Below are 26,202 nucleotides of genomic sequence, written 5' to 3'. Positions count from 1 at the left end.
GATGTTCGAATACGCGCCCGCCCCCGAGTCCCGCTCGGTGGTGGACCTCAAACCCTCGTACGGGCTCTTCGTCGACGGCGAGTTCGTCGACCCGACCGACGGCGGCACCTTCAAATCGGTCAACCCCGCCTCCGAGGAGGTCCTCGCCGAGATCGCCGAGGCCGGGAGCGAGGACGTGGACCGCGCGGTCCGCGCCGCCCGGGCGGCGTACGAGAAGGTGTGGGGCCCGATGCCGGGCCGGGACCGCGCCAAGTACCTGTTCCGGATCGCCCGGATCATTCAGGAACGCTCCCGCGAACTGGCCGTGCTGGAGTCGCTCGACAACGGCAAGCCGATCCGGGAGTCCCGGGACGTCGACCTGCCGCTGGTCGCCGCGCACTTCTTCTACTACGCCGGCTGGGCCGACAAGCTCACCCACGCGGGCTTCGGGCCGGACCCACGGCCGGTCGGGGTGGCCGCGCAGGTCATCCCGTGGAACTTCCCGCTGCTCATGCTGGCCTGGAAGATCGCCCCCGCGCTCGCGGCCGGCAACACGGTGGTGCTCAAGCCCGCCGAGACCACCCCGCTGACCGCGCTGCTCTTCGCCGAGATCTGCCAGCAGGCCGAACTGCCGGCCGGTGTGGTCAACATCGTCACCGGGGCCGGCGACACCGGCCGGGCGCTGGTCGAGCACCCGGGCGTGGACAAGGTCGCCTTCACCGGCTCCACCGAGGTCGGCCGGGCCATCGCCCGATCGGTCGCCGGCACCCGCAAGAAGCTCACCCTGGAACTGGGCGGCAAGGCCGCGAACATCGTCTTCGACGACGCCCCGATCGACCAGGCGGTCGAGGGGATCGTCAACGGCATCTTCTTCAACCAGGGGCACGTCTGCTGCGCCGGGTCCCGGCTGCTGGTCCAGGAGAACGTCGCCGAGCAGGTGCTGGAGTCGCTGAAGCGCCGGATGGCGCTGCTGCGCGTCGGCGACCCGCTGGACAAGAACACCGACGTCGGGGCGATCAACTCCGCCGCCCAACTCGCCCGGATCCGCGAACTCTCCGACGCCGGCGCCGCCGAGGGCGCGCAGCGCTGGTCGCCCCCGTGCGAGCTACCCGAACGCGGCTTCTGGTTCGCGCCAACGATCTTCACCGGCGTCACCCAGGCGCACCGGATCGCCCGGGAGGAGATCTTCGGCCCGGTGCTCTCCGTACTGACGTTCCGCACCCCGGCCGAGGCCGTCGAGAAGGCCAACAACACGCCGTACGGGCTCTCCGCCGGGATCTGGACCGACAAGGGCTCCCGGATCCTGTGGACGGCCGACCGGCTGCGCGCCGGGGTGGTCTGGGCCAACACGTTCAACAAGTTCGACCCCACCTCGCCCTTCGGCGGCTACAAGGAGTCGGGCTACGGTCGCGAGGGCGGCCGGCACGGGCTGGAGGGGTACCTCAATGTCTGAGCGGGTCGCGGTACGCAAGACGTACAAGCTCTTCATCGGCGGGAAGTTCCCGCGCAGCGAGTCGGGACGGTCGTATCTCGTGCAGTCGGCGAACGTGTCTCTGGCCTCCCGCAAGGACGCGCGGGAGGCGGTCGTCGCCGCCCGCGCCGCCGTCAAGGGCTGGGCCGGGGCGACCGCGTACAACCGGGGGCAGATCCTCTACCGGGTCGCCGAGATGCTGGAGGGCCGCCGCGAGCAGTTCGTCGCCCTCGGCGTGCCGGCCGACGAGGTGGACGCCGCGATCGACCGCTGGGTCTGGTACGCCGGCTGGTCCGACAAACTCCCCCAGGTGTACGGCGGCGCGAACCCCGTCGCCGGGCCCTACTTCAACCTGTCGGCGCCCGAGCCGACCGGCGTGGTGGCCGTGGTGGCCCCGGCGGCCCCGGCGCTGCTCGGCCTGGTCAGCGTGATCGCCCCGGCGATCGTCACCGGCAACACGGTGGTGGTGGTGGCCTCCCCGGCGCAGCCCCTGGCTGCGGTGACCCTGGCCGAGGTGCTGGCCACCTCCGACCTGCCCGGCGGGGTGATCAACATCCTCACCGGCCCGCCGACGGAGACCGCGCCGACGTTGGCCGCGCACATGGACGTCAACGCGATCGACCTGACCGGGGTGACCGACCCCGAGTTCGCGGCCGATCTGGAGGTCAAGGCGGCGGAGAACCTCAAGCGGGTGCTCCGCCCAGCCCCGGCCGACCACGACTGGTCCGCCGATCCCGGCATCACCCGCATGACCGCCCTGCTGGAGACCAAAACGGTCTGGCACCCCAAGGGCACCTAACCCCCCACCCCATCCCGCTCCCCCACCCCCGCCGCCTCCACCCCCGCCGCCCCACCTTCTTCGCCCACGCTTTCGGAGAATGAGTGGCCATTCCTCATCGAATGGCCACTCATTCTCCGAAAGTGCGCGGGTCCTTCCGGGGGGGGTGGGGGCGGGGAGGCGGGGTGGGGTGGGGGGTCTACTACGGGGGGTAGGATTGGTGGGTGACGCGGCTTGGGGATCTTGAACGTGCGGTGATGGACGTGTTGTGGGACACCGTTCCGAGCACGTCGGACGGGGTGACCGTGCGTGAGGTCGCCGACGCGCTCCACGGCCGTGAACTCGCGTACACGACGGTGATGACCGTGCTGGACCGGCTCGCCGGTAAGGGCATGGTGCAGCGCCAGCGGGAGGGGCGGGCCTGGCAGTACCGGGCGACGGCCAGCCGCGAGGCGCACATCGCCCGGCTCATGCTCGACGCCCTGGACCTCGGCGGCAGCCGGGACGCCGCGCTGGTGCGCTTCGCCCATTCGGTCACCGGAACCGAGGCCGACGTGCTGCGCGCAGCCCTGGGCGCCGAGGCGGCCGGGTCGCTGACCGATCGGGTCGAGGATCCGCGTACGGAGGACCGGGCCGGGCAGCCCGCCCTGGCCGACGAGGCGACGGACCGGTAGGGCCACCGCCATGGCGTACGCCGTGCACTTCGCCGTCTCGGTCCTGGCCTGTTACCTGGCCACCCAGGCCCTCGCGGCCTCCACCTGGACGTGGCGCAGCCCCCGGGTGGCGATCGTCTGCTGGCAGGCGGTCGGGCTCGCGCTCGGCCTCTCCGCGATCGGCCTGCCCATGGCGCTCGGCGTGGTCACGTACGACCGGTCCACGGGGAGCGCGCTGCTCGCCCTCGGCACCGATCTGGCCCACGGCACCCTGCCGGCCGGACTGGGCGCGGTCCACCTCGGGCTGGTCGGGGTCGGGGTCGGCATCGGGGCGGTGCTGCTGACCACGACGGTGCGCAGCGTCCACGCGGCTGTCCGGGCCCAGCGTCGGCACCGGGACCTGCTCACCCTGGTCGCCCGCCGTGACCCCGAGGTGCCCGGGGCGCTGGTGCTGGACCACCCGAGCGCGGCGGCGTACTGCCTGCCGGGCGTGAAGCCCCGGGTGGTGGTCAGCGTCGGGACGCTCAGCCTGCTCGACCGGGCCGAGTTGGAGGCGGTGCTCGCCCACGAGCGGGCGCACGCCCAGGAGCGGCACGACCTGGTGCTGCTTCCGTTCACCGCGCTGTGCCGGGCGCTGCCCTGGTTCCGCTGGGTGCGTGACGCGCACGAGCGGGTGGCGCTGCTGGTCGAGATGCGCGCCGACGACAAGGCCCGGGAGTTGCATGCCGAGGTGCCCCTCGCGGGCGCGTTGCGGCGGTTCGCCGCAGCCGGCCACCGGGTCACCCCGGCCGGCGCGCTCGGCGTGGGCGACCGGGATCTGGACGTGCGGGTCCAGCGACTGCTGGCCGCCAACCGGCCGCCCCGGGTGATCGGGGCCATCGCGCTGACGGTGGCGACCACGCTGGTCGCGCTCCCGATCTCCCTCTTCCTGAGCTGAGCATGGCTCGCGGGGAGCACACCCGCGGCGCAACAGCCCACCCCGGTTCGCGTTCCCGCCCCCGGCCCGTCGGATCTTCGCTACGCCGTCGAACCGCGCCCGACGTCGTCGGTCACCACCGCCCGCCGGCTGGTCGCGGTGGCGCTCGCCACGGTCGCTCCGGCCTTCGTCGCGGGGCTGCGCTCCGACTGGGTACGCACCGCGGCACAGCGTCCGCTCTTCGCCGTACTGCTGCCGTTTGCGCTCTTCGCGATGCTGTTGGCGGCCCGGACGGCGCTCGCCCGAGGGCGGCCGGTGCGGTCTTTCCCGCCACCTCGGTGGCACCGGCGGGGCTGGTCAGGGCGGCCCTACTAGGCTTTCAGGTGATGTGCTGCTGGGTGTTCCGAGGACGGACCGACGGTAGGGCACCGGTGAACCGGTGAACCGCCGTCCCTTCGACCCACGTCTGCTGCGCCGGGTCCCTGCGGCCCGGCGCGACCTCGCCGTGCTCGCGATTCTCGGCGGGCTGACGGCGCTGCTGGTCGTGGGGCAGGCCACCGCGCTGGCCACGCTGCTGGCCACCGCGATCGACGGGCGGCTGAATCGGCCGGCGCTGGCCGGTCTCCTCGCCGCCGTGGCGGGGCGTTCCCTGATCACCTGGGCGCAGGGCACGGTGGCGGCGCGGGCCGCCGCGACCGTCAAGGCCGCCCTCCGGGAGGACCTGCTCGCCGCCGTCGGCCGCCACGGGCCCGGCTGGGTCGCCGGGCAGCGGGCCGGGCAGCTCGCCACTCTGACCGGGCGCGGGCTCGACGCCCTGGACGCGTACTTCACCGGGTACCTTCCGCAGCTCGTGCTCAGCGTCACGGTGCCGGTGGCCGTGCTGGCCCGGGTCGTCTTCGCCGACTGGGGCTCTGCGGTGATCATCATGCTGACCCTGCCGCTGATTCCCGTCTTCGGCGCGCTGCTCGGCTGGCAGGCGCAGGCCGCCACGGAACGCCAGTGGCGACGGCTGTCGCTACTGGGCGGGCACTTCCTCGACATGGTCGCCGGGCTGCCCACCCTGCGCGCGTTCGGCCGGGCCCGGGACCAGGTCGAGGTGGTGCGTCGGATGGCCGACGGGCACCGCGCCGCCACCATGAAGACGCTGCGAATCGCGTTCCTTTCCGCCCTGGTGCTGGAGCTGGTTGCCACCCTGTCGGTGGCGCTGGTCGCGGTGCCGGTGGGTATCCGGCTGCTCGGCGGCGGGCTCACTCTCTCCACCGCGCTGTTGGTGCTGCTGCTCACCCCGGAGGCGTACCTGCCGCTGCGGGCGGCCGGCAGCCGGTTCCACGCCAGCATGGAGGGGCTCACCGCGCTGGACGAGGCGCTCACCCTCTCCGCCGTGGAGCCGTCGAAGGCCGGCGGGCCCCCGTCGACGCAGGCCCCCGACGGGCGGGGCGAGATCCGGTTCGAGGGCGTGACCGTCGCGTACGAGCGGACGGTCGCGCTGCGGGACGTCACGCTGAGCATCCGCCCCGGAGAGCGGATCGCCATCGTCGGGCCCAGCGGCGCGGGCAAGACCACCCTGCTCAACCTTCTGCTCGGCTTCGTCGCCCCGACGGGGGGCCGGGTCACCGTGGGCGGAGTCGACCTCGCCGGCGTCGACCCCGACGCCTGGCGGAGCCAGCTCTCCTGGGTGCCCCAACGGGCCCACCTGTTCGCCGCCACGCTGGCCGACAACATCCGGCTCGGCGCGCCCGACACCCCCGACGACGCACTCGCCGCCGCGGTCTCCGCCGCCGCGCTGGACGAGGTGGTCGCCGCCCTGCCCGACGGGCTCGACACCGTGCTCGGCGAGCGTGGCCACGGCCTCTCCAGCGGCCAGCGGCAGCGGGTCGCGCTGGCCCGCGCGTTCCTCCGGGACGCCCCGGTGGTGCTTCTCGACGAGCCCACCGCGCGACTGGACACCGCCAGCGAGGCCGTGGTGCTCACCGCCACCCGCCGGCTCGTGGCCGGGCGGACCGCCCTGCTGGTGGCGCACCGGCCGGCGCTGCTGGAGGACGCCGACCGGATCCTGCGGGTCGAGGACGGCCGGGTCACCGAGCTGACCCCCGCGCCGGCCGCAAGGGTGGCCCGATGAGCAACAGTCCCGCCGAGCGGGCCGTCCCCCGGGCCACCGACGCCTCCCGCACCGTCGAGCCGGGGGACGACGGAAGCGTCCGGGCCGCCGAGCGGGCCGTGCTCCGGCTGGCCCGGCCATACCTCGGGCGGCTCGTCGGGGCGGGGCTGCTCGCGGCCGCCACCGAGTTCGCCGGGTTGGCCCTGATGGCCACCGCCACCTGGCTGCTGATGAGCGCCGCCGGCCAGCCGCCGCTGGACCGGCTCACCGTGGCGATCGTCGCGGTCCGGGCGCTGGCGATCGGCCGGGGCGTGTTGCGCTACACCGAGCGGCTGGCCGGCCACGACGCCGTGCTACGGATGATCACCGACGTCCGGACCCGGGTGTTCGCCGCCCTGGCGACCCGGCGCGACGCCACCCGGCAGCGCACCGGGGACGCGCTGAGCCGGCTGGTGTCGGACGTGGAGGCGGTCCAGGACCTGCTCCTGCGGGTGCTCGTGCCCGGGGCCGCCGCCGCGGGGGTCAGCGTGCTGGCCGTGGCCGGGGCGGCACTCGTGTCGCTGCCGGCGGCCGGGGTGCTGGCGCTGGGCCTGCTCGTCGCCGGGGTCGCGCTGCCGCTGGCCGCCACCGCGCTGACCCGCCGGGCCGCCGACGAGGTCGCCCCGCTGCGCGGCGCCCTCGCCACGGACGCGGTGGACCTCATCCACGGCGCGGCCGACCTGGCCGCGTTCGGGGCGACCGGGCAGGCGCTGGACGTCGCCGCGGGGCGGGCCCGACGGTTGGCCCGGCTGGAACGGCGGCTCGCCGCGACCGGGTTCGCCGTGGACGCGGCCGGGGTGCTGGTCGCCGGGGCGACCGCGGCGGGGGTGGTGGTCACCGCACTGAACGCCGGGGTCGGCGGGGTGCTGGTCGGGGTGCTGGCGGTCGGCTCCCTGACCGCCGTCGAGGTGGCGCTGACCTTGGTCGGCGCGGCCCGGCAACGCACCCAGCTCCGGGCCGGCCTGGTCCGGGTGGCCGCCCTGCTGACCGCGCCGGAGGCCGACAGCACCGCTGCCGCCGACGTGACCGCTGCCCCCGACGCCGCCGGGGCGGTCCCGCCCGCCGGGGCCGCGAACGGGCCCACCGGGCCGGCCGTCGCCGCCAGACACGACGTGCGCTTCGACGGGGTGACCGTCCGGTACCGGGCGGGCGCAGCTGCGGCGCTGGATCGGTTCACCCTGGACCTGCCGGCCGGCCGCCGGGTCGCCGTCGTCGGCCCGAGCGGTGCCGGCAAGAGCACCCTCGCCGCCGTCCTCACCGGCACGACGCGGCCCGAGGAGGGCCGAGTCACCCTCGACGGGGTGGAGCCGGCGGCGTACCCGGCGGAGGAACTGCCCCGCGCGGTCGGCGGGCTACTCGCCGAGGCATACGTCTTCCACGCCACGGTCCGGGAGAACCTGCTGCTCGGCCGGCCCACCGCCGACACCGAGGAGCTGACCGCCGCGACCCGGGCCGCCGGCCTGCTGGACTGGGTACACGCCCAACCAGCCGGCTGGGAAACCGTGGTCGGCGAGGAGGGCGGTCAGCTCTCCGGCGGCCAGCGGCAGCGCCTCGCGCTGGCCCGGGCGCTGCTCGCCGCGCCGGGGGTGCTGGTGCTCGACGAGCCGACCGAGGGCCTCGACCCGGCCGCGGCCGACGCGGTGCTCGCCTCGGCGCTGGCCGCCACCCCGGCCGGGCACTCGGTGCTGTTGATCAGCCACCGGCTCAGCGGGCTGGCCGACCTCGACGAGATCGTGGTGCTCGACGCCGGCCGGGTCGTCCAGCGCGGCCGGCACGCCGAGCTGATCGCCGCGCCAGGTTGGTACCGGGACCAGTGGCTGCTCCAGGAGGCGGCGGAACGCGGCTACCTGGCGCTGATCCCCCGCTCGTAGGCGCCAGCTTCAGGAATCTCCCCGGCCCTCGCCGGGCCCCGGCCGTGGCCGGCTCGCTCCCCGGTCTCCGGGCGACGGCGTACGCGTCGGTGACGAAGGGTCCGCTCCGGCCGGCGGTAGGGCGCTTTCGGCCGTTGCCACTTGTCCACGAGCCGGACTCCGACGGGGTGCGGGCACCGGCCCCCCGGGACGGCCCACTAGGGTATGTGCCCAGAGTCACTTGGCGGCCGGAGACGCCGCCGGGTGGGTATCCCGAAGCACCCGGAGGTCAGCGTGGCCCGCCAGTCGCCCCAACGGCCCGACGCCGACGAGCCTGAGCTCGACGAGACCGACGGCACCGTCGAAGAGGTCACCGACGGCACCGTCGATGAGGTCGAGGAGGAGGTCGAGCAGCCGTCGGCGCAGGACGCCGACCGTTCGCTCTGGGACGAGGTGCGGATCGACCCGGTGGAGATCGCGCTGCCCGCCGGCACCGGCTACACGCTGCGAGCATACCGGCCGGCGCGGGAGCTCACCCCCACCGACGTCACCGACCGCGACACCGACGACCCCTTCCTGGCCCGCCGCCAGGCGGCCGAGGCGGAATCCGACGACGACGAGGTCGTGATCCTCGACGAGGAGGTGGCCGCCGAGTTCGCCGAGGCCGACGAGGACGACACCGACGGCAAGGCCCGACGCCGGGACGCCGACGACTCCTCCACGGACGCCGACGACGACGAGACCGCCAAGGACGCCGAGGACGAGGACGAGGACGAGGACGAGGAGGCGGGCGACGAGGAGGTCCCGGTCTTCCTCAGCCACCGCGGCAAGCTGCTGCTGTTCAAGACGCCCGAGTCCCTGGTCAGCTTCGTCCGGTCTGGCGCGCCCACCGACATGTCCCAGCTGGACGGTTGGACCGAACTGGCCGGTCGGCTGAGCCCCGCCGACATCGCCCCGCTCGACGAGGACACCTACGAGCTGGACCTGGTCGTGGAGAACCTGCGCGGCGGGCACGACACCTGGGACGCACCCCTGCTCATCGAGGCCGGCGAGGCAGCCCGGGACATCGCATACGCGCTGCGCCTTCCCGCCGTGCTCGACATGCTCTCCGCCGGCTCCAGCCTGGACAATCTGGATGAGGCGCTGCGGGCCACGGTCAACGGCGGGCTGGGCGGTTTCCTCGGGCGTCGGCGGCTGAAGAAGGTCGGGGCGCAGACGGCCAGTCTCGGTTGGCGCACCATTGTCGGCAAGATCTCTGCGGTCGTGGACTGGCGCGACTGACGCGTTCCAGGGAGCATCAGTCTCTGGCAGAGAAAGACCTCAGTCCCGGGAGGAGGACGACGCCGTGGCGCTCGTGCGCGTGTACTGCGGTCTGGCCTCGGTGGATTCGGCCGACAGACCGGCCTCGGCCGGTTCGACGCTGACGTCCGCTGTGGTCGACGACGCAGGCCGGCTGCTCCATGTCTGCGAGATCGACGACGACCCGGCCGGGTACGCCCGGCTGGTCGTGCTGCTCGTGGAGCGGTCGGGCGGGCCGAGCGGGGCGGCGATCGCGGCCGACAGCGACGACCACACGGTCACCTCGCTGCTCAGCGCCGCCGGGCGTCCCCTGGCGATCGCCGACGACGACTCGGTGGACGACTTCGCCGAGCGGTTCGCCGATGACGACTCGGTGGAGGAGATGCAGTCCCCGCCGGTCGAGCGGCGGGCGGTCGGGCTGGCCCGGGCCCTCCAGGCCGGGGCGCTCTCCGCGGTCACCCTGCCACCCCCCCGGGACCTCGCCGGCTACAAGCAGGTCCTCTCGGCGCACGCCGCTCTCGCCAGCGGCCGGCACTCCGCCGCCGCAGCGCTGCGCGAGGTGCTGCGGGAGCTCTACCCGGCCGCGCTGCGCGCGTACCCGGACCCGGCCGAACCGGTCGCGCTGGCCGTGTTGGACGCCCTGCCCGAGCCGGGCATGCTGGGCGGGACGATCGCCCGGGGCCGGGAGGTGTCGGTGGCGGCGGACGCCATCGCCGCCCACCTCGCTGCAGACGGGGTCGCCGACGCCGACGAGATCAACGACGCGGTGACCGCCCTACGCGTGGCCATCTCCGAGACCCCGCGCCGCGCGGCGGTCAGCCGGGCGCTCACCTCCGCCGTGGCGGAGACCGTCCGCCAGGCGGTCGCCTCGGTGCGGGCCTGCGACGCGGGCTGCGAGGCGCTGGTCAGCGCGCTCGGTGCCCGGGTCACCGCTCCGGCCTCGGCAGCCGGCCGGCGTGCCACCTCCCACCGGGGCGAGCCGGTCGCGGAACTGACCGGCCTTGCCGGTGTCGGGACCGGGCTGCGCGCGCTGCGGCCCACCGAGCCCGAGCCGGTCGGCCGACGTAGCCGGCCCGAGCCGGTCCCCGGCAGTAGCCTGCCGGCCATGCCCCGGCCGCTCGGCCCGCCGCCGGTCGCGCCGGAGCCCATCGCGCCGCCGCCGGTCGCCCCACGCCCGGTCGTCCCGGCCGCGACGGCCAGCCCGGCCAGCCCGGCCGTCTCCGCCCTGCCGACGACCGGCGAGCCACGCCGGGTGGACGGGCCGACCAACCGCCCGGTGCCCCCGCCGCCGCCCGGGATCACCCCGATGGCCCCCCTCCAGCGTGAGCGCGGCTCGGTGCCGCCGGCAGAGGCCGGCGAGCCGTTCCGGCCCACGCTGACCACCGCCGCGATCCAGCACGCCCGCACGGAGCGGCAACGCACCGTCATCCCGCCCCGGCCCAAGACCACCGGCGAGTCGGCGCCGCCCATCGGCGGCTTCAGCGCCACCGACCTGAGCGTGCCGGTGCCGACCCCGCGTCCCAGCCAGGATTCCGCCCCCCCGGGCTCCCGGGCGAACTGGCCTCTGGTCAACAACCCCGAGGATCTGTCCGACAGCGCCGCCGACAACCCGGTCGTCCGGGCCTTCGACGACCGGGGGCAGCGCCAGATCGACGGGCCGACGGCGTTGGTCCCGACCGAGGGCCGCGTCACCCCGCCCTGGCTCGCCGACGACCTGCCCCAGGAGCCGCCGATGCTGCGGCTGGTCGAGCCGCCGCCGCTGGCGGACCGGGCGCTGCGCCACGGGCCGGCCCCGACCGGTGACGCGCACCTGGAGACGCCGCCGCTGCGGCTGGTCGACCGCGGGGAGTCCTCTCGCGCCGACCGGCCCGCTCCGCAGCCCCATCCCGAGCGGCCGGCCATGGAGCGGCTCCCCGAGCGGCCCGTCACGGAACACCGCCTCGACCGGCCCGCCATGGAACGCCTCCCCGAGCGACCGGCTATGGAGCGGCTCCCCGAACGGCCCGTCACGGAACACCGCCTCGACCGGCCCGCCATGGAACGGCTCCCCGAACGGCCCGTCACGGAACGGCTCCCCGAGCGACCGGCCATGGAACACCGCCTCGACCGGCCCGTCACGGAACGGCTCCCCGAACGGCCCGTCACGGAACGGCTCCCCGAGCGACCCGCCATGGAACACCGCCTCGACCGGCCCGTCACGGAACGCCTCCCCGAACGGCCCGTCACGGAACGGCGGCCGGCCCCGGTCCAGTCGCCCCGCGCCGCACCGATGGAGAGGCGCACCCCACCGATCTCCGCCGAGGACGACGGCGATCTGCTGATCTTCGCGGCCGCCAGGTCGGCCTGGTTCGTCGGCCAGGACGACGAGTCCGAGCTGGACTGGGCAAGCACCGCCGACACCGGGTGGCAGGCCGCCGAGCAAGCTGCCCGCCCCGCCGTCGGCGCCGAGACGAAGGCCGGCCTGCCGAAGCGGGTGCCGCAGGCCAATCTGGTCCCCGGCTCCCCGCTACGCGAGGAGCGCCCGCTGCGGATCGTCCGCAACGCGGCCAGCCTGGCCGAGAACACCACCGGCTACTTCCGCGGCTGGCGTCGCGGGCAGGAGATCGGCGGGTTCGCGGTCGGCGGGCGTCCGGGCCGGGAGGCGGCCGGCGGCTGGGACTTCACCCGCGACACCGGGGACCGCGACGACGACCGGGAGTTCGAGTACCGGTCCGCCGGCTACCGTTCCTGACCCACCGCGCCCGGTCCCGAATCGGCACACGTACGACGGGACCGGGCCGGCCCAGCCCGCACCGCACACCCCGCCGTCGATGCCCGAAAACAGCCTCCCACCTGCGTGTTCCTTCCCACACGCCAATAAGTTGACGCCGAGTCGCGGTGCCCGGGAACATTCCCGGCGATAGTGGCCGGCGGCAGGTGCCGCCGGGGTGGGAAGGCGACTGGCACATGGCGACACCGGCAAGCGGCCCGGCCACACTCGACCGGCGGAAGGTGCTCGCGGCAGCGGCCGGCACCCTGCTGCTGACCGCCTGCGGACGGACTGGGGCGGAGGACGGTGGCCCCACCGGCGGTGCCACCACGCTCGGCGGTCAGGATCTGGTGCTCGGGGTAAGCCTGGAGCTGACCGGCGCCGGCGCCGCCCTCGGGGTGCTCCAGGAGCGGGCCCTGCGGATCAGCCTGGAGTCGCTCAACGCCGACGGTGTGCCTGTCGGCAACCTGCGGCGGACCGTCCGGCTGGAGGTCCGCGACAACGCCAGCGACCCACGGCTGGCCGCCCGGCAGGTCACCGAGCTGATCCGGCGGGATGGGGTGCACGCCCTGCTCGGCGGGACCCTCGCCGAGACCTCAGCCGCCATCGTCGACGTCGCCCAGCAGCTCATGACCCCGTACGTCTCCCTGGCACACGGGGACGGGATCGTGCTGCCGCTGGCCCAGCGGACGTACATCTACAAGCTGACCCCGGACGCCGCCGACGTGGCCCGTCGGCTGGCCCGCCTCATCGCCTCGCAGGGACGGAAACGGGTGGTGGTGCTGGCGGCGGACGGGCTGCATGGCAACTCCGGCGTACGGACGATGTCAGCGGCCCTGCGGGCCGTCGACCTGAAGCCCGGCACGATCGTCCGGCTCCCCCGGACCGAGGAGAGCTTCTTCCCGGCCGCCCAGCGGGTGACAGCGGCGAAGCCGGACGCCGTGGTGATCTGGGGCACCGCCCCCGACACCGGTGCCGCGGCCCGGACACTGCGCCAGGCCGGGCACGCCGGACCGCTCTACCTGGATGCGGGCGGTGTCGCCGAGGACACCCTCGACGACACCAACGCGACCGCCCTGGAGGGCGCGTACGCGGTGCACCCGATCTGCCTCGGCGGGTCCACCCTCACCAACACCACCACTGCGGCGCTGGCCCGACGGGACTTCGTGTACCGCTACATCCAGCGGCACGGCGGGTTCAGCGGCTTCGCCCCGTACGCCTCGGACGCGCTCCAACTGCTCGCCAACGCGGCCCGGCGGGCGGCCAGCGTGGACCGGGGGCGCCTGCGCGCGTACCTCCAGACCCAGATCATCGAGGGCATCGCTGGGGCGTACTCGTTCGCGCCGATCCGGCACGGCGGCATGGACCGCAACTCCCTCGGCATCTACCGGGTCGACCACGGCGGCTGGGTCCGGGTGTCCTGAACCGACCGGCGGACCCCGTCCAAAGGGGGTTGGCCGGCGGGCGGGCCGGGACGGCCGAAAGCGCCCGATGACCCGGCGGTATGCCGGTCACCGGGCGCGTCCCGGACGACTCAGGCCGGCGCGACGGCGCGCGAGCGGCGCATGGTCAGCACGTACTCGACCAGCGAGATCAGCACGTGCTTCGTCGACTCCCGGTTCCGGGCGTCGCAGGCCACCACCGGCACGTCGTGCGAGATCGCCAGCGCGTCCCGGACGTCCTGCGGGTTGTGGTACTGCATCCCGTCGAAGCAGTTGATGGCCACCAGGTACGGCAGCCGCCGATGCTCGAAGAAGTCGATGGCCGCGAAGCAGTCGGCCAGTCGCCGGGTGTCGACCAGGACCACCGCCCCGATGGCACCCCGAACCAGTTCGTCCCACATGAACCAGAACCGGGTCTGGCCGGGGGTACCGAACAGGTACAGGATCAGATCCCGGTCGATCGAGATACGACCGAAGTCCATCGCCACCGTGGTCGTCGTCTTGCCCGGCACCTGCCGGGTGTCGTCGACGCCCACGCCGGCCGAGGTCATGATGGCCTCGGTGGTCAGCGGCGTGATCTCCGAGACCGAGCCGACAAGCGTCGTCTTGCCGACGCCGAACCCTCCGGCGATAACAATCTTCGCCGATGTCACCCGGCCGCTCGGTGCGGGCGGGCGGTGCGACATGTCAGAGCCTGCGAAGTCCACTCAGCACCCTCTCCAGCAGTTCAGTGCCCACCGCGTCGTCGGAGTCGTCCAGGATGGTCGGCTCGTGGATCGCGACCAGGCCGTCGGTCGCCATGTCGGCGATGAGCACCCTGGCCACGCCGAGCGGAAGCTGCAAGCGCGCCGCGATCTCGGCGAGCGACTGCACACGTCCGTCACACAGCGCGGCGATGTACTGGTGCTCGCGGCCTTGGCCGCCGTTGCCAGTGGCAGCGGCGGTACGGCCGCGCACCGTCGTCTCGACGAGCGCTTCCAGGGCGATGTCCAGCCGGGGGCGGGTACGACCACGGGTCACGGCGTACGGACGGACCAACGCTCCGGTTGGCTCGTCACGATCGACCATGTCGCCGTTCACCTCCCTCGTCCCTCACACCGGCTGGGCCCTGGAACGAAACCCGTCGTTGTTGTCCTTGCTGTTCCGTTCGACCCACCGGCCAGCGCGGGTCAGCCCATCATCCCCACAGCCGCACGCGGCTGCGGGGTCAACGCGTCGCCTACCCGGTCGACCAGGAGGGCCATTTCGTACCCGACCTGGCCGACGTCGCAGCTGCGAGCGGCGAGCACGGCGAAGGACGATCCGTCCGAGATGGACATCAGGAACAAGAAGCCGTTGTCCATCTCGACCACGGTCTGCAACACCGCGCCACCCTCGAAGCAGCGAGCCGCCCCCTGTGTCAGGCTGACCAGCCCGGACGCGATCGCGGCCAACTGGTCAGCCCGGTCACGTGGAAGGTCTCGTGACGACGCGAGGAGCAGACCGTCCGCGGAGACGGCGACCGCATGCGCGACACCGGGCACCCGGTCGGCGAAGTTGGCCAGCAGCCAACCGAGATCCTGCGTAGTTGTCATCCTTGTTGCTCCTTCTGCCTGCTCCCGGCCACCGGGCCGGAGCCAGACTGCGAGGATTGCTGCCCTCCCGGAGTCAGGTCCGGGTTGGTCGGGTTGCCGTCGGGCTCGGTACGCCCACGCTGCACCCCTCGATGGTAGGCGGAGAGCAGACCACGGACACCCTCCGGCGTACGGCGCTGGACTGAGGTGGTCAGCTTCTCCACCCCGCCCGGCACAAGCTGGGCCATCGGCACCCGCTTCGGCAGGCCCTGGCGGGTGGTCTCCGCCACCGGGACCTCGGTGGCCGCCGAGGCGGCCCGCCATCCGTCGTCGGCTGCGGACTGCCAGGCGGCACCGGGCCGTCGGGTCGCCAGGGGCTCGGTGCGACCGGGGCGGACGCCGCCGTTGGCCGTCAGCCCGTTGTCGCGGGGCGCTCCTCCGGCCGTCGTGATGTCTGCCATCGGTGCGTTACCTGTCGTCCCTGGTGCTGGTGTCTGAACGGCCCGGCCGTTGACGTCGACCGCAGAGAACTGCTGGGTCACCGCCCCGTTCGCAGGGGCTGCGGCCTCGTTGGTCGCCGCCGGCTGGGGAGTGCCCAGCGCTTCCTCGGCACCCTCGCGGCGGGTACGGAACCAGGCCGACTCAAGCTCACGGAAGATCGGCAGCTCCATGGTCTCGTCCGCGTACCGCTGCCGGTTCTGGGCCTGCGTGGCCGGCGGGGTGGGCGGCATCGGCGGCCCGTCGGTGCGTGGCACCCGCGGCAGCTCAGTCGTCATGTCCAGCGCGGCGGCGAGTCGCTCGGGCACCGGCGGGGCAGCCGGCTCGCGCTCCGACGGGGCCACCGGCGGCCAAGCCGGCGGCGCGGCCTGGGCCTGGGCCGACGGACCCGGCCGGTTCGGCAGCGGCGGTGCGGAGATCGGCACGCCCGAGACCGGAGGTGCGGAGACGGGCGGCGGGGTCCAGCCCCGGGGCTCCGGGCTGCTCGGCAGCTGCCGAGGGATCACCGGCTGCTGGCCGGTCCCGTGCTGGTCGGCATCGCCAGCGCGGCGCTGCGGCAGCGGATCGACCTGCTGACCTTTGGAGGTGCGCGGGCCGAAGGGGTCGCCGCCGTCGCCCCCGCTGGCCCCTGTCAGGTCGGACCAGGCCGGCATCGACCTCGTCGAGTCGGCCGGGGCGGGCGAGCCCTGGCCGTTGCGCGAGGCCGGGTCGAACGTGCGGCCGCCCAGGGTGACCTGATTGCCGGAGGGCCCCGGGCGCTGCGCCGGTACGGGGTTCGACGGCCCGTTGTTGAAGGCCGCGAATGCGCCCAGGGCCGGCAGTGACCCGGCCGGCTGCGGACCGGAGGACGGCTGCGGACCGGAGGACGGCTGCGGACCGGAGGACGGCTGCGGACCGGAGGACGGCAGCCCGAACGGCTGCTGGACCCGGCCGGACAGCGCCCGCAGCACCAGCACCGACGTCGGCATGGTGACGTCGGCGACCGTGCCACGGTCCGCGCCGGGCCGCAGCTCGACCCGGACGCCGTGCCGGGAGGCCAGCCGGGCCACCACGACCAGACCCATCATCCGGGAGACGGCCACGTCCACCTGCGGCGGCGTGGCGAGCCGGTCGTTCAGGTCGTGGATCTGGTCGGCGCTGATACCGATGCCCCGGTCCTCCACGTAGAGGGAGGCACGGTCACCGACCCGACGGGCCTCCACCATCACCTGCGAGTCCGGTGGGGAGAAGGCGGTCGCGTTGTCGAACAGCTCGGCGACGAGATGGACCAGGTCGTTGACCGCGTGCGCGGCGACCTCGATGTCCCGGTCGATCACCCCGAACTCGATCCGGGTGTAGTGCTCGACCTCGGACTGGGCGGCCCGCAGCACATCGATCAGCGCCGCCGGCTGGCGCTGCACGCGGGTGGAGTCGGCGCCGGCTAGCACCAGCAGGTTCTCGTCGTTACGGCGCATCCGGGTCGCCAGGTGGTCGAGCTGGAACAGCTCGGCCAGCCGGTCCGGGTCCTCCTCGCCGCGCTCCAGCCGGTCGAGGTGGCCGATCAACCGGTCCACCAGGATCTGCGACCGGCGGGCCAGGTTGACGAACATGGTCGCGACGGACGCGCGCAGCGCGGCCTGCTCGGCCGCGGTCCGCACGGCCTCCAGGTGGACCGCGTTGAACGCCTCGGTCACCTGACCGAACTCGTCCTTGCTGCGGACCGGCAGGGGCTCGGCGATCTGGTTGGCCAACTGGACCGGGGAGAGCTGGCTGGAGAGCTGCGGGTCACGCAGCCGGGCAACTGCCTGTGGCAGGCCGAACCGGGCGATGTTGAGCGCGCCCTGGCGCAGGTCGCGCAGTGAGCGAGCCATCGACCGGGCGACCAGGTAGGCGAAGAGAATGGCCAGCAGCAGCACGCCGAGCAGCAGGCCGGTCTGGAGAAACACCGTCCGCTGCACGTCGGAGCGCAGCGCGTCGGCCTGCCGGATCACGCCGCTGTCCAGCTTCGCCTCGACGGCACGGATCAGCCTGGCGTTGGCCACCATGGCCCCGTCCCACTGGTCCGCCCCGAACGGTGCCTCGAGCATGCTGCCGTTGATGTTGCCGTCGATCCAGCCGGTGTAGTTCTGCGCCTCGCGCCGGTCGCCACCGGCGACGGTCTGGTCATGCAGGTCCGACTCGGCGGAATTGGCGACCGCCTTGAAGCTCTGCAGTGCCTGCTGCTGGCCGGTGCCGCTGGCAATGTAGTCGGTGCGTAGCACCGGGGTCAGCTCGCGTTGGATCAGCGCCCGGTGCACCACCACCCGGCGAACCGAGAGGTATTCCTTCTCCCGGGCCACGGCGGCCGCGGCCCGCATCCGGTCGCTCAGGTCGTTGTCACCGGCGAGCTGGGTGGCGGAGTCGCGGACGGCCAACAGGTCGTTGATCAGACCCTCGTACGCCTGCATCGCGTCAATGATCTTCAACTTGCCGTTGAACACCTGGCTGCGGGTGCCGGGCAGGTCCTTCAGGTTCTGGTCGATGCCGTCGAGGATCGTGTCCAGGCTGCCCGGCAGGTCCTCGATCTCAAGGCGCTGTTGCTGGTAGGGGCCCGTGGCCTGGTTGACCCGGCTGTTGACCCGGTTGTACGACTCCTGGTATTGCGCCTTGGCCTGTTCACCGTTCGCGCCGAGCAGCAGCACCGCCGAGGTGCGCTCGTCCTGCAGGCTGTTGACCAGTTCGCCCGAGTAGCCGGCGAGGTTGGCCAGGTCGCCCGAGCGGTTGGCGTTGCTCAGGGTGTCGAGGTTGTCGACGAGGCCGCTGGTGCCGACGACGACCGTCGCGAGGGTCGGCACGATCATGATGAGACCGAGCTTGGACCAGATCGGCATGTCGCGGAGCCGATCGGCCGGCCGACGCAGTCGCGACAGGAAGGAGCCCGCCGTCTTTGGCCGTTTGCTCACGTCACCGCCCTCGCGATCACAGCGCCCGCGCGTTGCCCCGGGCAACGCCCAGCGACCGACCCGGCGGGTCGGACCTCCGAGATTCCATCACGCCGCCTTCCAAGAAGAAAGCCCAGGTTGGCCGTTGCCGCTGGTGTGATGAGATGTTGATGCAATTTGCTCGCTATCTGCCTGGCCGGAGTGACACAAAGTAATGGATCATCTGCACCGCGTTGTCCTGCTCGCCGGCCCTTCCGGCTCCGGAAAGTCGTATATTGCGCAGCGAACCGGACTTCCGGTCCTCTGCCTCGACGACTTCTACAAGAATGGCGATGACCCAACGTTGCCGCGTCACAACGGGCTTGTGGATTGGGACTCACCACGGTCGTGGGACGGCGAGGCCGCAGTGGCGACGATTGCCCGACTGGCCTGCGACGGCAGGGCCGAGGTGCCGATTTATGCGATAGGCGCTGACCGCCAGGTGTCCAGCCGGCCATTCGAGCTGGCCGGATCGCCACTTTTCGTCGCCGAAGGGATCTTCGCCGCCGAGATAGTCGAGGAGTGTCGACGCCGAGGGCTGCTCGCCGGCGCGTATGCGCTGCGCCGTCCACGCGGGACCACCTTCGTCCGACGACTCGCCCGTGACCTGGCCGAACAGCGCAAGGCCCCCCGGGTCCTGTTCCGGCGAGGGCTGGCCCTGCTGCGCGCCGAGCCGGCCGTGCTGCGCCGGCAGGCCGGGCTCGGCGCCCGTCCGGCCCCGGCCCGGGAGGTACTGCGCCGGGTGGCCGACCTGCTCGCCGGCCACCCGCACCACCACTGATCAGCCCAGCAGTTTCGCGTACGCGGGCTTGATCACCTCGTCGATGATCGCCAGCCGCTCGTCGAACGGGATGAAGGCGCTCTTCATCGCGTTGATGGTGAACCACTGGAGTTCCTTCCAGCCATAGCCGAAGGCATCCACCAGCAGCGCCATCTCCCGCGACATCGAGGTGCCGCTCATCAGCCGGTTGTCGGTGTTCACCGTGGCCCGGAACCGCAGGTCACGCAACAGCCCGATCGGGTGTTCAGCGATCGACGCCGCCGCTCCGGTCTGCACGTTCGACGACGGGCAGAGCTCCAGCGGGATCCGCTTGTCCCGCACGTACGCGGCCAGCCGGCCGAGCACCGGCGGATCGCCGGGGACGATGTCGTCGACGATGCGCACCCCGTGGCCCAGCCGGTCCGCGCCACACCACTGGATGGCCTGCCAGATCGACGGCAGTCCGAACGCCTCGCCGGCGTGGATGGTGAAGTGGAAGTTCTCCCGCTGGAGGTACTCGAAGGCGTCCAGGTGCCGGGTGGGCGGAAAGCCCGCCTCCGCGCCGGCGATGTCGAAGCCCACCACCCCGGCGTCCCGGTGCCGCACCGCCAACTCGGCGATCTCCTGTGACCGGGCGGCGTGCCGCATCGCGGTGAGCAGGGTGCCGACCCGGATCGGGTTACCGGCCGCCGCGGCGAGCGCCGCGCCCTCGGTGAAACCGGCGACGACCGCCTCCACCACCTCGTCCAGGGTCAGGTTCCGCTCCAGGTGCTGCTCGGGGGCGAACCGCACCTCGGCGTAGACGACCCCGTCGGCGGCGAGGTCGAGCGCGCACTCCCGGGCGACGCGGTGCAGCGCGGCGGCGGTCTGCATCACCGCGACGGTGTGCGCGAACGTCTCCAGGTACCGCTCCAGCGAGCCGGAGTCCGCCGCCTCGACGAACCAGCGGCCGAGCGCCTCGGGATCGGTGGTGGGCAGTTCGTGGCCAACCTCGGCGGCCAGTTCGACGATCGTCGCCGGGCGCAAGCCGCCGTCGAGGTGGTCGTGCAGCAGCGCCTTCGGGACCTTGACGATGTCCTCGTATGAGATAGCGACCATGGTCAGACCCTAGTCAGCCACCGGCCGCCCCGGCCACGGGACCGGCTGGGAGAATCACCGGGTGATGGATCCCCGCATCGTCGACCGGCTGCGCTGCCCGGTCTGCGCGGAACCGCTCGCCGAGGCCACCGCCGGCACCGCCCGGGCGCTGCGCTGCCCGCGCCGGCACAGCTTCGACGTGGCCCGTCAGGGGTACGTCAACCTGCTCACCGGCCGAGCCCCGCACGTCGGGGACAGCGCCGAGATGGTGACCGCCCGGGCCGACTTCCTGGCCGCCGGCCACTACGACACCGTCTCCACCGCGCTCGCCGACGCAGCCCGGGACGCGGCGGACAGGGCCGGAGCCGCGGGGGCGGCGCTCGGGGCGTACCCGCTGGTGGTGGATGCCGGCGCCGGAACCGGGTGGCACCTCGCCGCGGTGCTGGCGGCGTTGCCGGACGCCGTGGGTCTGGCCCTGGACGTCTCCAAGCCGGCGCTGCGCCGCGCGGCGCAGGCCCACCCCCGCGTGGCGGCGGCCCTCGCCGACACCTGGCAGCGGCTCCCGCTGGCCGACGCGTCGACGGCCGTGCTGCTCAACGTCTTCGCGCCGCGCAACGGGGCGGAGTTCCGCCGGGTGCTGCACCCGGCCGGCGCGCTGCTGGTGGTCACCCCGACCGGGGCCCACCTCGCCGAACTGGTCGACGTGCTCGGCCTGCTGCGGGTCGACCCGGCCAAGGCCGACCGGGTCGCCGGAAGCCTGGCCGCCCACTTCGACGAGGTCGCCGAGAGCGTGCTGCGGGCCCGGCTGGAGCTGACCCGGCCGGAGGTGGCCACCCTGGTCGGAATGGGACCCAGCGCCTGGCACACCGACCCGGCCGCCCTCGCCGTGCGGATCGCCACGCTGCCCGAGCCGGTCGGGGTGACCCTCGCGGTCCGGCTGACCGTGCACCGCCCGCGCTGAACGCCCCAGCCGGGGGCACCCCCGGGCGGAGCGCCCGGCACCGCCCGGACGGAGGCCGGTCGCGGGTCAGGTGGAGAGGTCGACCTCTTCCCAGCCCGGCGGCTCGTCGTGGTACGGCCCGTGCAGGACCACCGCCCACTCCAGCGCCCACCGGCGCTGCCCGATGGCGTTCGCGTCGACCAGCCCGGGCAGCGACCCGCCGGCCCGTTCCGTCTCCAGGTACGCCCAGTCGAGGCAGTAGTGCAGGTCGAGCAGGGCCGCCGCGTCGGCCGGGTGCTGGGGCGCGGCGAGGATGCGGGAGCGCCACTCGGGGAACGTCTCCCCGGCGGCGATCTGTGGCAGCCGCTCCATCAGCCGCTCGTCCACCGGCAGCGTCGGGTCGAGTTGCTTGGCCAGGCCGAGCACCCAGGCCAGCGAGAAGACCGCGTCGTGGTGCAGCACGAACGAGCGGTGGTCGCCCTTGCCGCCCATCACGAACTGCCCCTCGGGCGGGGTGAGCATGTCGACCAGGTGCGAACCGAGCAGCCAGCTCATCGCCGCCTGCGGCGGCATGCCGAAGCACCGGGCCAGGATCAGGTGCAGCACCGCGATCCGGGCCTCGATCTCCACGGTCGGCCGCAGCTCGATCTCGTCGCCCGGCTCCCAGACCAGGGGAAACTGGCTCGGGGGCAGCGGTAACCCCAACCGGGACAACTCGTCCAGGCTGGCGTCACGGACCTCTCGCGGGTCGGGGGCGGGTACACGCACGGCTCAGATCCCTGTCAGTCGCATCGGCTCAGTGCCCGGTCGTCCCCCCTGGCCTGGGAGAATAGCCGGTACCGGTGGGCGGCACCATGGCACCTGACGGCTGGGCCCCTCAACCGATCCGCTCGATGACCAGTGGGGCCACCGCCGGGGCGGACGCCGCGATCCGTACCGCGGGGGCCGCCTCGGCGAGCGCCGCGGGGATCCGGGTGGCGTCCTCGGCGCGCAGCTCGTACAGCGGGTCGCCGGCCCGCACCGGGTCGCCGGGGCGCTTGTGCAGCACCACCCCGGCCGGGATGCTGACCGGGTCCTCCTTGCGGGCCCGGCCGGCACCGAGCCGCCAGGCGGCCACCCCGATCGCGTACGCGTCGATCGAGGAGACGAAGCCGGCCGCGTCGGCGCGGACCACCTCGACCTCGTTCGCGGTCGGCATCGGGGCGTCCGGGTCGCCGCCCTGGGCGCGGATCATCGACCGCCAGGCGTCCATCGCCCGGCCATCACGCAGCGCCGCCGCCGGGTCGGCGTCGGGTAGCCCGGCCGCGTCGAGCATCTCCCGGGCCAGGGCCAGGGTCAGCTCCACCACGTCGGCGGGGCCGCCACCGGCCAGCACCTCGACCGACTCGGTCACCTCGACCGCGTTGCCGACGGTCAGCCCGAGCGGGGTGGACATCTCGGTGAGCAGGGCGACGGTCCGCACACCGTGCGCACCACCCAGCTCGACCATGGTGCGGGCCAGCTCGCGGGCGTCGTCGACGGACTTCATGAACGCCCCGGAGCCGACCTTCACGTCGAGCACCAGCGCGCCGGTGCCCTCGGCGATCTTCTTGCTCATGATCGAGCTGGCGATCAGCGGGATCGCCTCCACGGTGCCGGTGACGTCGCGCAGCGCGTACAGCTTGCGGTCGGCCGGGGCCAGTCCCTCGCCGGCCGCGCAGATCACCGCGCCCACCTCGCGGAGCTGGCGGAGGAACTCGTCGTTGGTCAGCGCGGCCCGCCAGCCGGGGATCGACTCCAGCTTGTCCAGGGTGCCGCCGGTGTGGCCCAGGCCCCGCCCGGAGAGCTGCGGCACCGCGCCGCCGCAGGCCGCGACCAGCGGGGTGAGCGGCAGGGTGATCTTGTCACCGACGCCGCCGGTGGAGTGCTTGTCGACGGTCGGCCGGTTGACGGCCGTCAGGTCCAGCCGCTCCCCGCTGGCGATCATCGCGGCGGTCCACCGGGCGATCTCCGAGGCGGTCATCCCGCGCAGCAGGATCGCCATGGCCAGGGCCGCCATCTGCTCGTCGGCAACCAGCCCCTTCGTGTACGCGTCGACCACCCAGTCGATCCGGGCGTCGCTCAGCACGCCGCCGTCCCGCTTGGTGCGGATGACGTCCACCGCGGTAAAAGCACTCATCGTCGAGTCGATCCCCTCTTGTCGTCGTGGACGGTGGCCGGTCGAAGGGGCTCAGCCACCCCAGCGGATCGGGATCTCCATCGGGGGCTCTCCATCGCCCGCCCAGAAGATGGTGCCGGCCGCGTCGACCACCACCACACGCGGGGTACGGGCGTGGCCCCAGGTGATCGCGTCCGCCGGGGCGTTCCAGCTCGGGCCCTCCTCCAGCACGCCGGTCTCGGCGCCCTCGGTGTCCCCGGCCGACCGCTCCCAGTACGCCGTCCACACCTGCTGGCCGGCGGAGAGGTCCGGGTGCACGAAGACGGTGCCCCGACCGCGCCAGGCGGCCAGCCGGTCCGGCACCACCGGCACCGGGTCCTCGCCGGTCACCGCCTCCAGGTCGGTCACGTCGAACGCGTGCGGCAGCAACTCCGCCATGGTCAGCGGGCCGCCCCGGGCCTCGATCAGGCACTGCGGGCCGCCCTGCTCCCAGAGCAGTTGCCGACACCGGCCGCACGGCATGAGCGGCTCGCCGGTGGCGTCCACGCAGGAGAGCGCGACGATCCGGCCGCCGCCGGTGGCGTGCAGCGAGGAGACCACCCCGCACTCGGCGCAGAGCACCACGCCGTAGGCGGCGTTCTCCACATTGCAGCCGACCACGATCCGGCCGTCGTCGACCAGGGCGGCGGCCCCGACCGGGAACTTCGAGTACGGCACGTACGCGTGTCGCATCACCTCGGTGGCGGCGGCCCGCAGCCGCTCCCAGTCAATGTCGGTCATCTCGTCATTCTGCCCAATTCACGCCGGCCAGGGGCGGGCAGGGGCGGGCCACGGTGCGTGCGGGCCGCCGCCCTGGCCGTGATCGGCTGGGCGGGCCACCCGATCGAGCTCAACGAGTCCCCGGAGACCCTGGTGGCCGGCCACCGCGCGGCACCCGTCCGGGACCGCCCATTTGGGGTGATTGCGCGTGTCGACCGCCCGTGCCACCCTCCGACGATGTCTGAGACTCAGGGAAGGACGGCCGACATCCTCGAAGCGCTTGAGGCCCGCTGGCGTGAGCACGGGGCACCGATCGCCGGTCGGCTCGCGCCGGGGCTGGCCGAGGACGAACTGGCCGCCCGGTTCCGCCCCCTCGGGTCGGCCCTGCCGGACGAGCTGCGGCTGTGGTGGGGCCGGCACGACGGGGTACGACGGTTCCAGCCGGGGACCAGGCTCGGGACGGAGAGCCAGGTCGGCCCCGGCGGGTGGGAGCTACTCTCCCTCGATGAGGCGCTGTCGGAGCGGGCGCTGATGTTGAAGCTCTGCGGTCGCCCGCACTACCCGGCCGACGATCGGGACTGGGACGGCTACTGGCGACCGTCGTGGATGCCGCTGTTCGCGTTCGACGCGAACCTGGTCTTCGCCAATCTCGACGGGGCGACCGACGTCGGGGTTCCCCTTCACCTGTGGGCAGCCCAGCCGGAGGACGTCGGAGTGGCCCACACGGCCTCGCTCACCGACCTGCTGGCGATCTGGGAACGGCTGCTCGGCGAGCGGTACTACTGGTGGTCGGCGGACGAGGGGCGATGGGAGGACCGGCGACCGGAGGTGCCGATGTCGCTGATCCACGCCGGACTGCTCTGACCGGGGCGGGATCAGCCGGCCGGGAGGCCGTCCGATCAGTGGCATCGCCGTCCCTCCCGACCGCGGAGACGACCGTGCCCGGCCGGGACTCCCCCGGCCGGGCACGGATCCGATCAGTTCTCAGCCCTTGATGTACGGCTTGCCGTTGGCGGCTGGCGCGCGGACCCTGCCGACCAGGCCTGCCACGGCCAGCATCGTCGCCAGGTACGGCAGCATCGCCAGGAACTGGCTCGGAATGCTGCTGCCGATCGCCCCGAGGTACGTGCCGAGCTGGTCGGCGAAGCCGAAGAAGAGCGCGGCGAGCAGCGCGCCCGTCGGGCTCCACCGGCCGAAGATCAGCGCGGCCAGGGCGATGAAGCCCTTGCCGCCGATCATGTTCTTGGTGAACGAGTAGAGCGCCAGCGTGTACGACGCCCCGCCGATCCCGGCCACCACGCCGGCCAGCACGACGTTGCGGTAGCGCAGCCGCAGCACCTTCACGCCGAGGGTGTCGGCGGCGGTCGGGTGCTCCCCGACCGACCGGGTGCGCAGCCCCCAGCGGGTGCGGAACAGGGCGATGTGGATGACGAGCACCAGCAGCAACCCGAGGTAGAGGAAGATGTTGGCGCTGAACAGCGCCGGCCCGAGCACCGGAATGTCGGAGAGCAGCGGGATCTCCCAGTTGCCGAACCGGGGCGCGGAGTTGTACCGCTCCGTGTTGGTCTGCATCAGCCGCTCGTAGAGGAAGCCGGTGATGCCGACGGCCAGCAGGTTCAGCACGATGCCCATCACCACCTGGTCGACCAGGTAGCGGATGGCGAAGATGGCGAGCAGCAGCGAGATCAACGCGCCGCCGACCGCGGCGGCCACCAGGCCCACCCAGACGCTGCCGGAGAGGCTGCCGAACAGTGCGCCGCTGAAGGCGCCCATCAGCAACTGCCCCTCGATGGCCACGTTGACCACGCCGGAGCGCTCGCAGAGCAGGCCGGAGAGGGCACCGAAGATCAGCGGCAGGGCCAGGATGAAGGTGCCGCGCACCATGTTGACCAGCGGCATGAAGTTGCGCCCCTCGGGGGCGGCCGACACCTGCCAGCACAGGAAGGAGAGCACGAAGGCGGCCAGCCCGAGGCCGAGCAGCACGGCGAACCAGCGCTTCGGCACGCCGGCCAGCAGCGCCGCGCCGGTCGCCGCGGCGATGACCCCGAACAGGATCGCCCCGATGGTGCCGTTGATCTCCAGTGCGGCGCCGCCCTCGGTCTCGCTGAGGGTGAAGCGGGCCTGCTGATCGGTGGCGAGCGCCCCGAAGAGCACCGCCGAGATCACCCCGAGCGCCAGCAGCACCAGGCCGACCTTCCGGGTGCGATTCCAGAAGCCGTGGTCGACCTGGGAAACGGCGATGTCCGGGACAGCCATGGTTGACAT

The 26,202-nt window shown here is 73.4% G+C and carries 21 protein-coding genes; 12 read left to right on the top strand and 9 right to left on the bottom strand.

All coding sequences use genetic code 11. From position 1 onward, the window contains the following. The first annotated feature begins 1 nt into the window (after position 1). The 9 genes from SNR22_RS07825 (at position 2) to SNR22_RS07785 (ending at position 13,256) form a co-directional block, all read left to right on the top strand. Positions 2–1,432, top strand: coding sequence for an aldehyde dehydrogenase family protein (locus SNR22_RS07825; protein ID WP_320065806.1), 1,431 nt, complete (start codon positions 2–4; stop codon positions 1,430–1,432). Continuing rightward, the gene (locus SNR22_RS07820) at positions 1,425–2,249 is read left to right on the top strand and encodes an aldehyde dehydrogenase family protein (protein ID WP_320065805.1); all 825 of its coding nucleotides are present in this window, start codon (positions 1,425–1,427) and stop codon (positions 2,247–2,249) included. The genes SNR22_RS07825 and SNR22_RS07820 overlap by 8 nt, the downstream gene beginning before the upstream one ends. 203 nt (positions 2,250–2,452) lie before the next feature. Then, positions 2,453–2,902 (top strand): BlaI/MecI/CopY family transcriptional regulator, encoded by a 450-nt coding sequence (locus SNR22_RS07815; RefSeq protein ID WP_320065804.1) that lies wholly within the window; start codon positions 2,453–2,455, stop codon positions 2,900–2,902. A gap of 10 nt (positions 2,903–2,912) precedes the next feature. After that, positions 2,913–3,818, top strand: coding sequence for a M56 family metallopeptidase (locus tag SNR22_RS07810; RefSeq protein ID WP_320065803.1), 906 nt, complete (start codon positions 2,913–2,915; stop codon positions 3,816–3,818). A 418-nt stretch (positions 3,819–4,236) separates the two neighbouring features. Then, positions 4,237–5,916, top strand: coding sequence for a thiol reductant ABC exporter subunit CydD (gene cydD, locus SNR22_RS07805; RefSeq protein WP_320065802.1), 1,680 nt, complete (start codon positions 4,237–4,239; stop codon positions 5,914–5,916). Next, entirely contained in the window at positions 5,913–7,805 is a 1,893-nt protein-coding gene (gene cydC / locus SNR22_RS07800) for a thiol reductant ABC exporter subunit CydC (protein WP_320065801.1), read from the top strand. The genes cydD and cydC overlap by 4 nt, the downstream gene beginning before the upstream one ends. Positions 7,806–8,048: 243 nt before the next feature. Continuing rightward, a complete protein-coding gene (locus SNR22_RS07795) occupies positions 8,049–9,065 on the top strand; it encodes a DNA primase (protein ID WP_320065800.1) in 1,017 nt (338 codons plus the stop codon). 64 nt (positions 9,066–9,129) lie between these two features. Continuing rightward, positions 9,130–11,814, top strand: coding sequence for a hypothetical protein (locus SNR22_RS07790; RefSeq protein WP_320065799.1), 2,685 nt, complete (start codon positions 9,130–9,132; stop codon positions 11,812–11,814). Positions 11,815–12,029: 215 nt separating this feature from the next. Continuing rightward, positions 12,030–13,256 carry an ABC transporter substrate-binding protein gene (locus SNR22_RS07785; RefSeq protein WP_320065798.1) on the top strand — a complete coding sequence of 409 codons (1,227 nt, stop codon included), beginning with the start codon at positions 12,030–12,032 and terminating at the stop codon, positions 13,254–13,256. A gap of 110 nt (positions 13,257–13,366) precedes the next feature. Here the strand turns inward: SNR22_RS07785 and SNR22_RS07780 are convergent, their stop codons facing one another. From SNR22_RS07780 to SNR22_RS07765, 4 genes are all read right to left on the bottom strand, one after another. Next, complete coding sequence (locus SNR22_RS07780) at positions 13,367–13,960, bottom strand: ATP/GTP-binding protein (RefSeq protein WP_320065797.1); 594 nt, start codon at positions 13,958–13,960, stop codon at positions 13,367–13,369. 1 nt (position 13,961) lies between these two features. After that, entirely contained in the window at positions 13,962–14,342 is a 381-nt protein-coding gene (locus SNR22_RS07775) for a DUF742 domain-containing protein (RefSeq protein ID WP_320065796.1), read from the bottom strand. Between the two features lie 101 nt (positions 14,343–14,443). Then, positions 14,444–14,848, bottom strand: coding sequence for a roadblock/LC7 domain-containing protein (locus tag SNR22_RS07770; RefSeq protein WP_117671056.1), 405 nt, complete (start codon positions 14,846–14,848; stop codon positions 14,444–14,446). After that, positions 14,845–18,246, bottom strand: a complete 3,402-nt coding sequence (locus SNR22_RS07765; protein WP_320065795.1) for a nitrate- and nitrite sensing domain-containing protein — start codon at positions 18,244–18,246, stop codon at positions 14,845–14,847. Before SNR22_RS07765 ends, SNR22_RS07770 begins: the two co-directional genes overlap by 4 nt. A gap of 460 nt (positions 18,247–18,706) precedes the next feature. Here SNR22_RS07765 and SNR22_RS07760 point away from each other — a divergent pair, with 460 nt between their 5' ends. Continuing rightward, complete coding sequence (locus tag SNR22_RS07760; RefSeq protein WP_320065794.1) at positions 18,707–19,045, top strand: hypothetical protein; 339 nt, start codon at positions 18,707–18,709, stop codon at positions 19,043–19,045. Here the strand turns inward: SNR22_RS07760 and SNR22_RS07755 are convergent, their stop codons facing one another. After that, the gene (locus SNR22_RS07755; protein WP_320065793.1) at positions 19,046–20,122 is read right to left on the bottom strand and encodes an adenosine deaminase; all 1,077 of its coding nucleotides are present in this window, start codon (positions 20,120–20,122) and stop codon (positions 19,046–19,048) included. It abuts the gene before it with no gap. Between the two features lie 64 nt (positions 20,123–20,186). On the opposite strand from SNR22_RS07755, the gene SNR22_RS07750 reads away from it, so the two are divergent. Next, positions 20,187–21,062 (top strand): putative RNA methyltransferase, encoded by an 876-nt coding sequence (locus SNR22_RS07750; RefSeq protein WP_320066011.1) that lies wholly within the window; start codon positions 20,187–20,189, stop codon positions 21,060–21,062. 66 nt (positions 21,063–21,128) lie between these two features. On the opposite strand, the gene SNR22_RS07745 is transcribed toward SNR22_RS07750, so the two are convergent. From SNR22_RS07745 to SNR22_RS07735, 3 genes are all read right to left on the bottom strand, one after another. Beyond that, positions 21,129–21,809, bottom strand: a complete 681-nt coding sequence (locus SNR22_RS07745) for a DUF4272 domain-containing protein (RefSeq protein WP_320065792.1) — start codon at positions 21,807–21,809, stop codon at positions 21,129–21,131. 109 nt (positions 21,810–21,918) lie between these two features. Then, a complete protein-coding gene (locus SNR22_RS07740; protein ID WP_320065791.1) occupies positions 21,919–23,199 on the bottom strand; it encodes a thymidine phosphorylase in 1,281 nt (426 codons plus the stop codon). A gap of 51 nt (positions 23,200–23,250) precedes the next feature. Next, positions 23,251–23,958, bottom strand: a complete 708-nt coding sequence (locus tag SNR22_RS07735) for a cytidine deaminase (protein ID WP_320065790.1) — start codon at positions 23,956–23,958, stop codon at positions 23,251–23,253. 216 nt (positions 23,959–24,174) lie between these two features. On the opposite strand from SNR22_RS07735, the gene SNR22_RS07730 reads away from it, so the two are divergent. Continuing rightward, positions 24,175–24,801, top strand: coding sequence for a hypothetical protein (locus tag SNR22_RS07730; RefSeq protein WP_320065789.1), 627 nt, complete (start codon positions 24,175–24,177; stop codon positions 24,799–24,801). Positions 24,802–24,921: 120 nt separating this feature from the next. Here SNR22_RS07730 and SNR22_RS07725 read toward each other — a convergent pair whose 3' ends face one another. Then, entirely contained in the window at positions 24,922–26,202 is a 1,281-nt protein-coding gene (locus SNR22_RS07725) for an ABC transporter permease (protein WP_320065788.1), read from the bottom strand.

It is taken from the genome of Micromonospora sp. RTGN7 (assembly GCF_033804645.1).
In the GTDB taxonomy this organism is placed as follows: Bacteria; Actinomycetota; Actinomycetes; order Mycobacteriales; family Micromonosporaceae; genus Micromonospora.
This window is presented reverse-complemented; position numbering and strand designations above follow the sequence as displayed.

Coding starts and splice junctions, on each gene's coding strand:
- SNR22_RS07825 (WP_320065806.1), top strand. CDS start 2: ATGTTCGAATACGCGCCCGCCCCCGAGTCCCGCTCGGTGGTGGACCTC.
- SNR22_RS07820 (WP_320065805.1), top strand. CDS start 1,425: ATGTCTGAGCGGGTCGCGGTACGCAAGACGTACAAGCTCTTCATCGGC.
- SNR22_RS07810 (WP_320065803.1), top strand. CDS start 2,913: ATGGCGTACGCCGTGCACTTCGCCGTCTCGGTCCTGGCCTGTTACCTG.
- cydC (WP_320065801.1), top strand. CDS start 5,913: ATGAGCAACAGTCCCGCCGAGCGGGCCGTCCCCCGGGCCACCGACGCC.
- SNR22_RS07785 (WP_320065798.1), top strand. CDS start 12,030: ATGGCGACACCGGCAAGCGGCCCGGCCACACTCGACCGGCGGAAGGTG.
- SNR22_RS07780 (WP_320065797.1), bottom strand. CDS start 13,960: ATGTCGCACCGCCCGCCCGCACCGAGCGGCCGGGTGACATCGGCGAAG.
- SNR22_RS07775 (WP_320065796.1), bottom strand. CDS start 14,342: ATGGTCGATCGTGACGAGCCAACCGGAGCGTTGGTCCGTCCGTACGCC.
- SNR22_RS07770 (WP_117671056.1), bottom strand. CDS start 14,848: ATGACAACTACGCAGGATCTCGGTTGGCTGCTGGCCAACTTCGCCGAC.
- SNR22_RS07755 (WP_320065793.1), bottom strand. CDS start 20,122: ATGGTCGCTATCTCATACGAGGACATCGTCAAGGTCCCGAAGGCGCTG.
- SNR22_RS07750 (WP_320066011.1), top strand. CDS start 20,187: ATGGATCCCCGCATCGTCGACCGGCTGCGCTGCCCGGTCTGCGCGGAA.
- SNR22_RS07740 (WP_320065791.1), bottom strand. CDS start 23,199: ATGAGTGCTTTTACCGCGGTGGACGTCATCCGCACCAAGCGGGACGGC.
- SNR22_RS07735 (WP_320065790.1), bottom strand. CDS start 23,958: ATGACCGACATTGACTGGGAGCGGCTGCGGGCCGCCGCCACCGAGGTG.
- SNR22_RS07730 (WP_320065789.1), top strand. CDS start 24,175: ATGTCTGAGACTCAGGGAAGGACGGCCGACATCCTCGAAGCGCTTGAG.
- SNR22_RS07725 (WP_320065788.1), bottom strand. CDS start 26,202: ATGTCAACCATGGCTGTCCCGGACATCGCCGTTTCCCAGGTCGACCAC.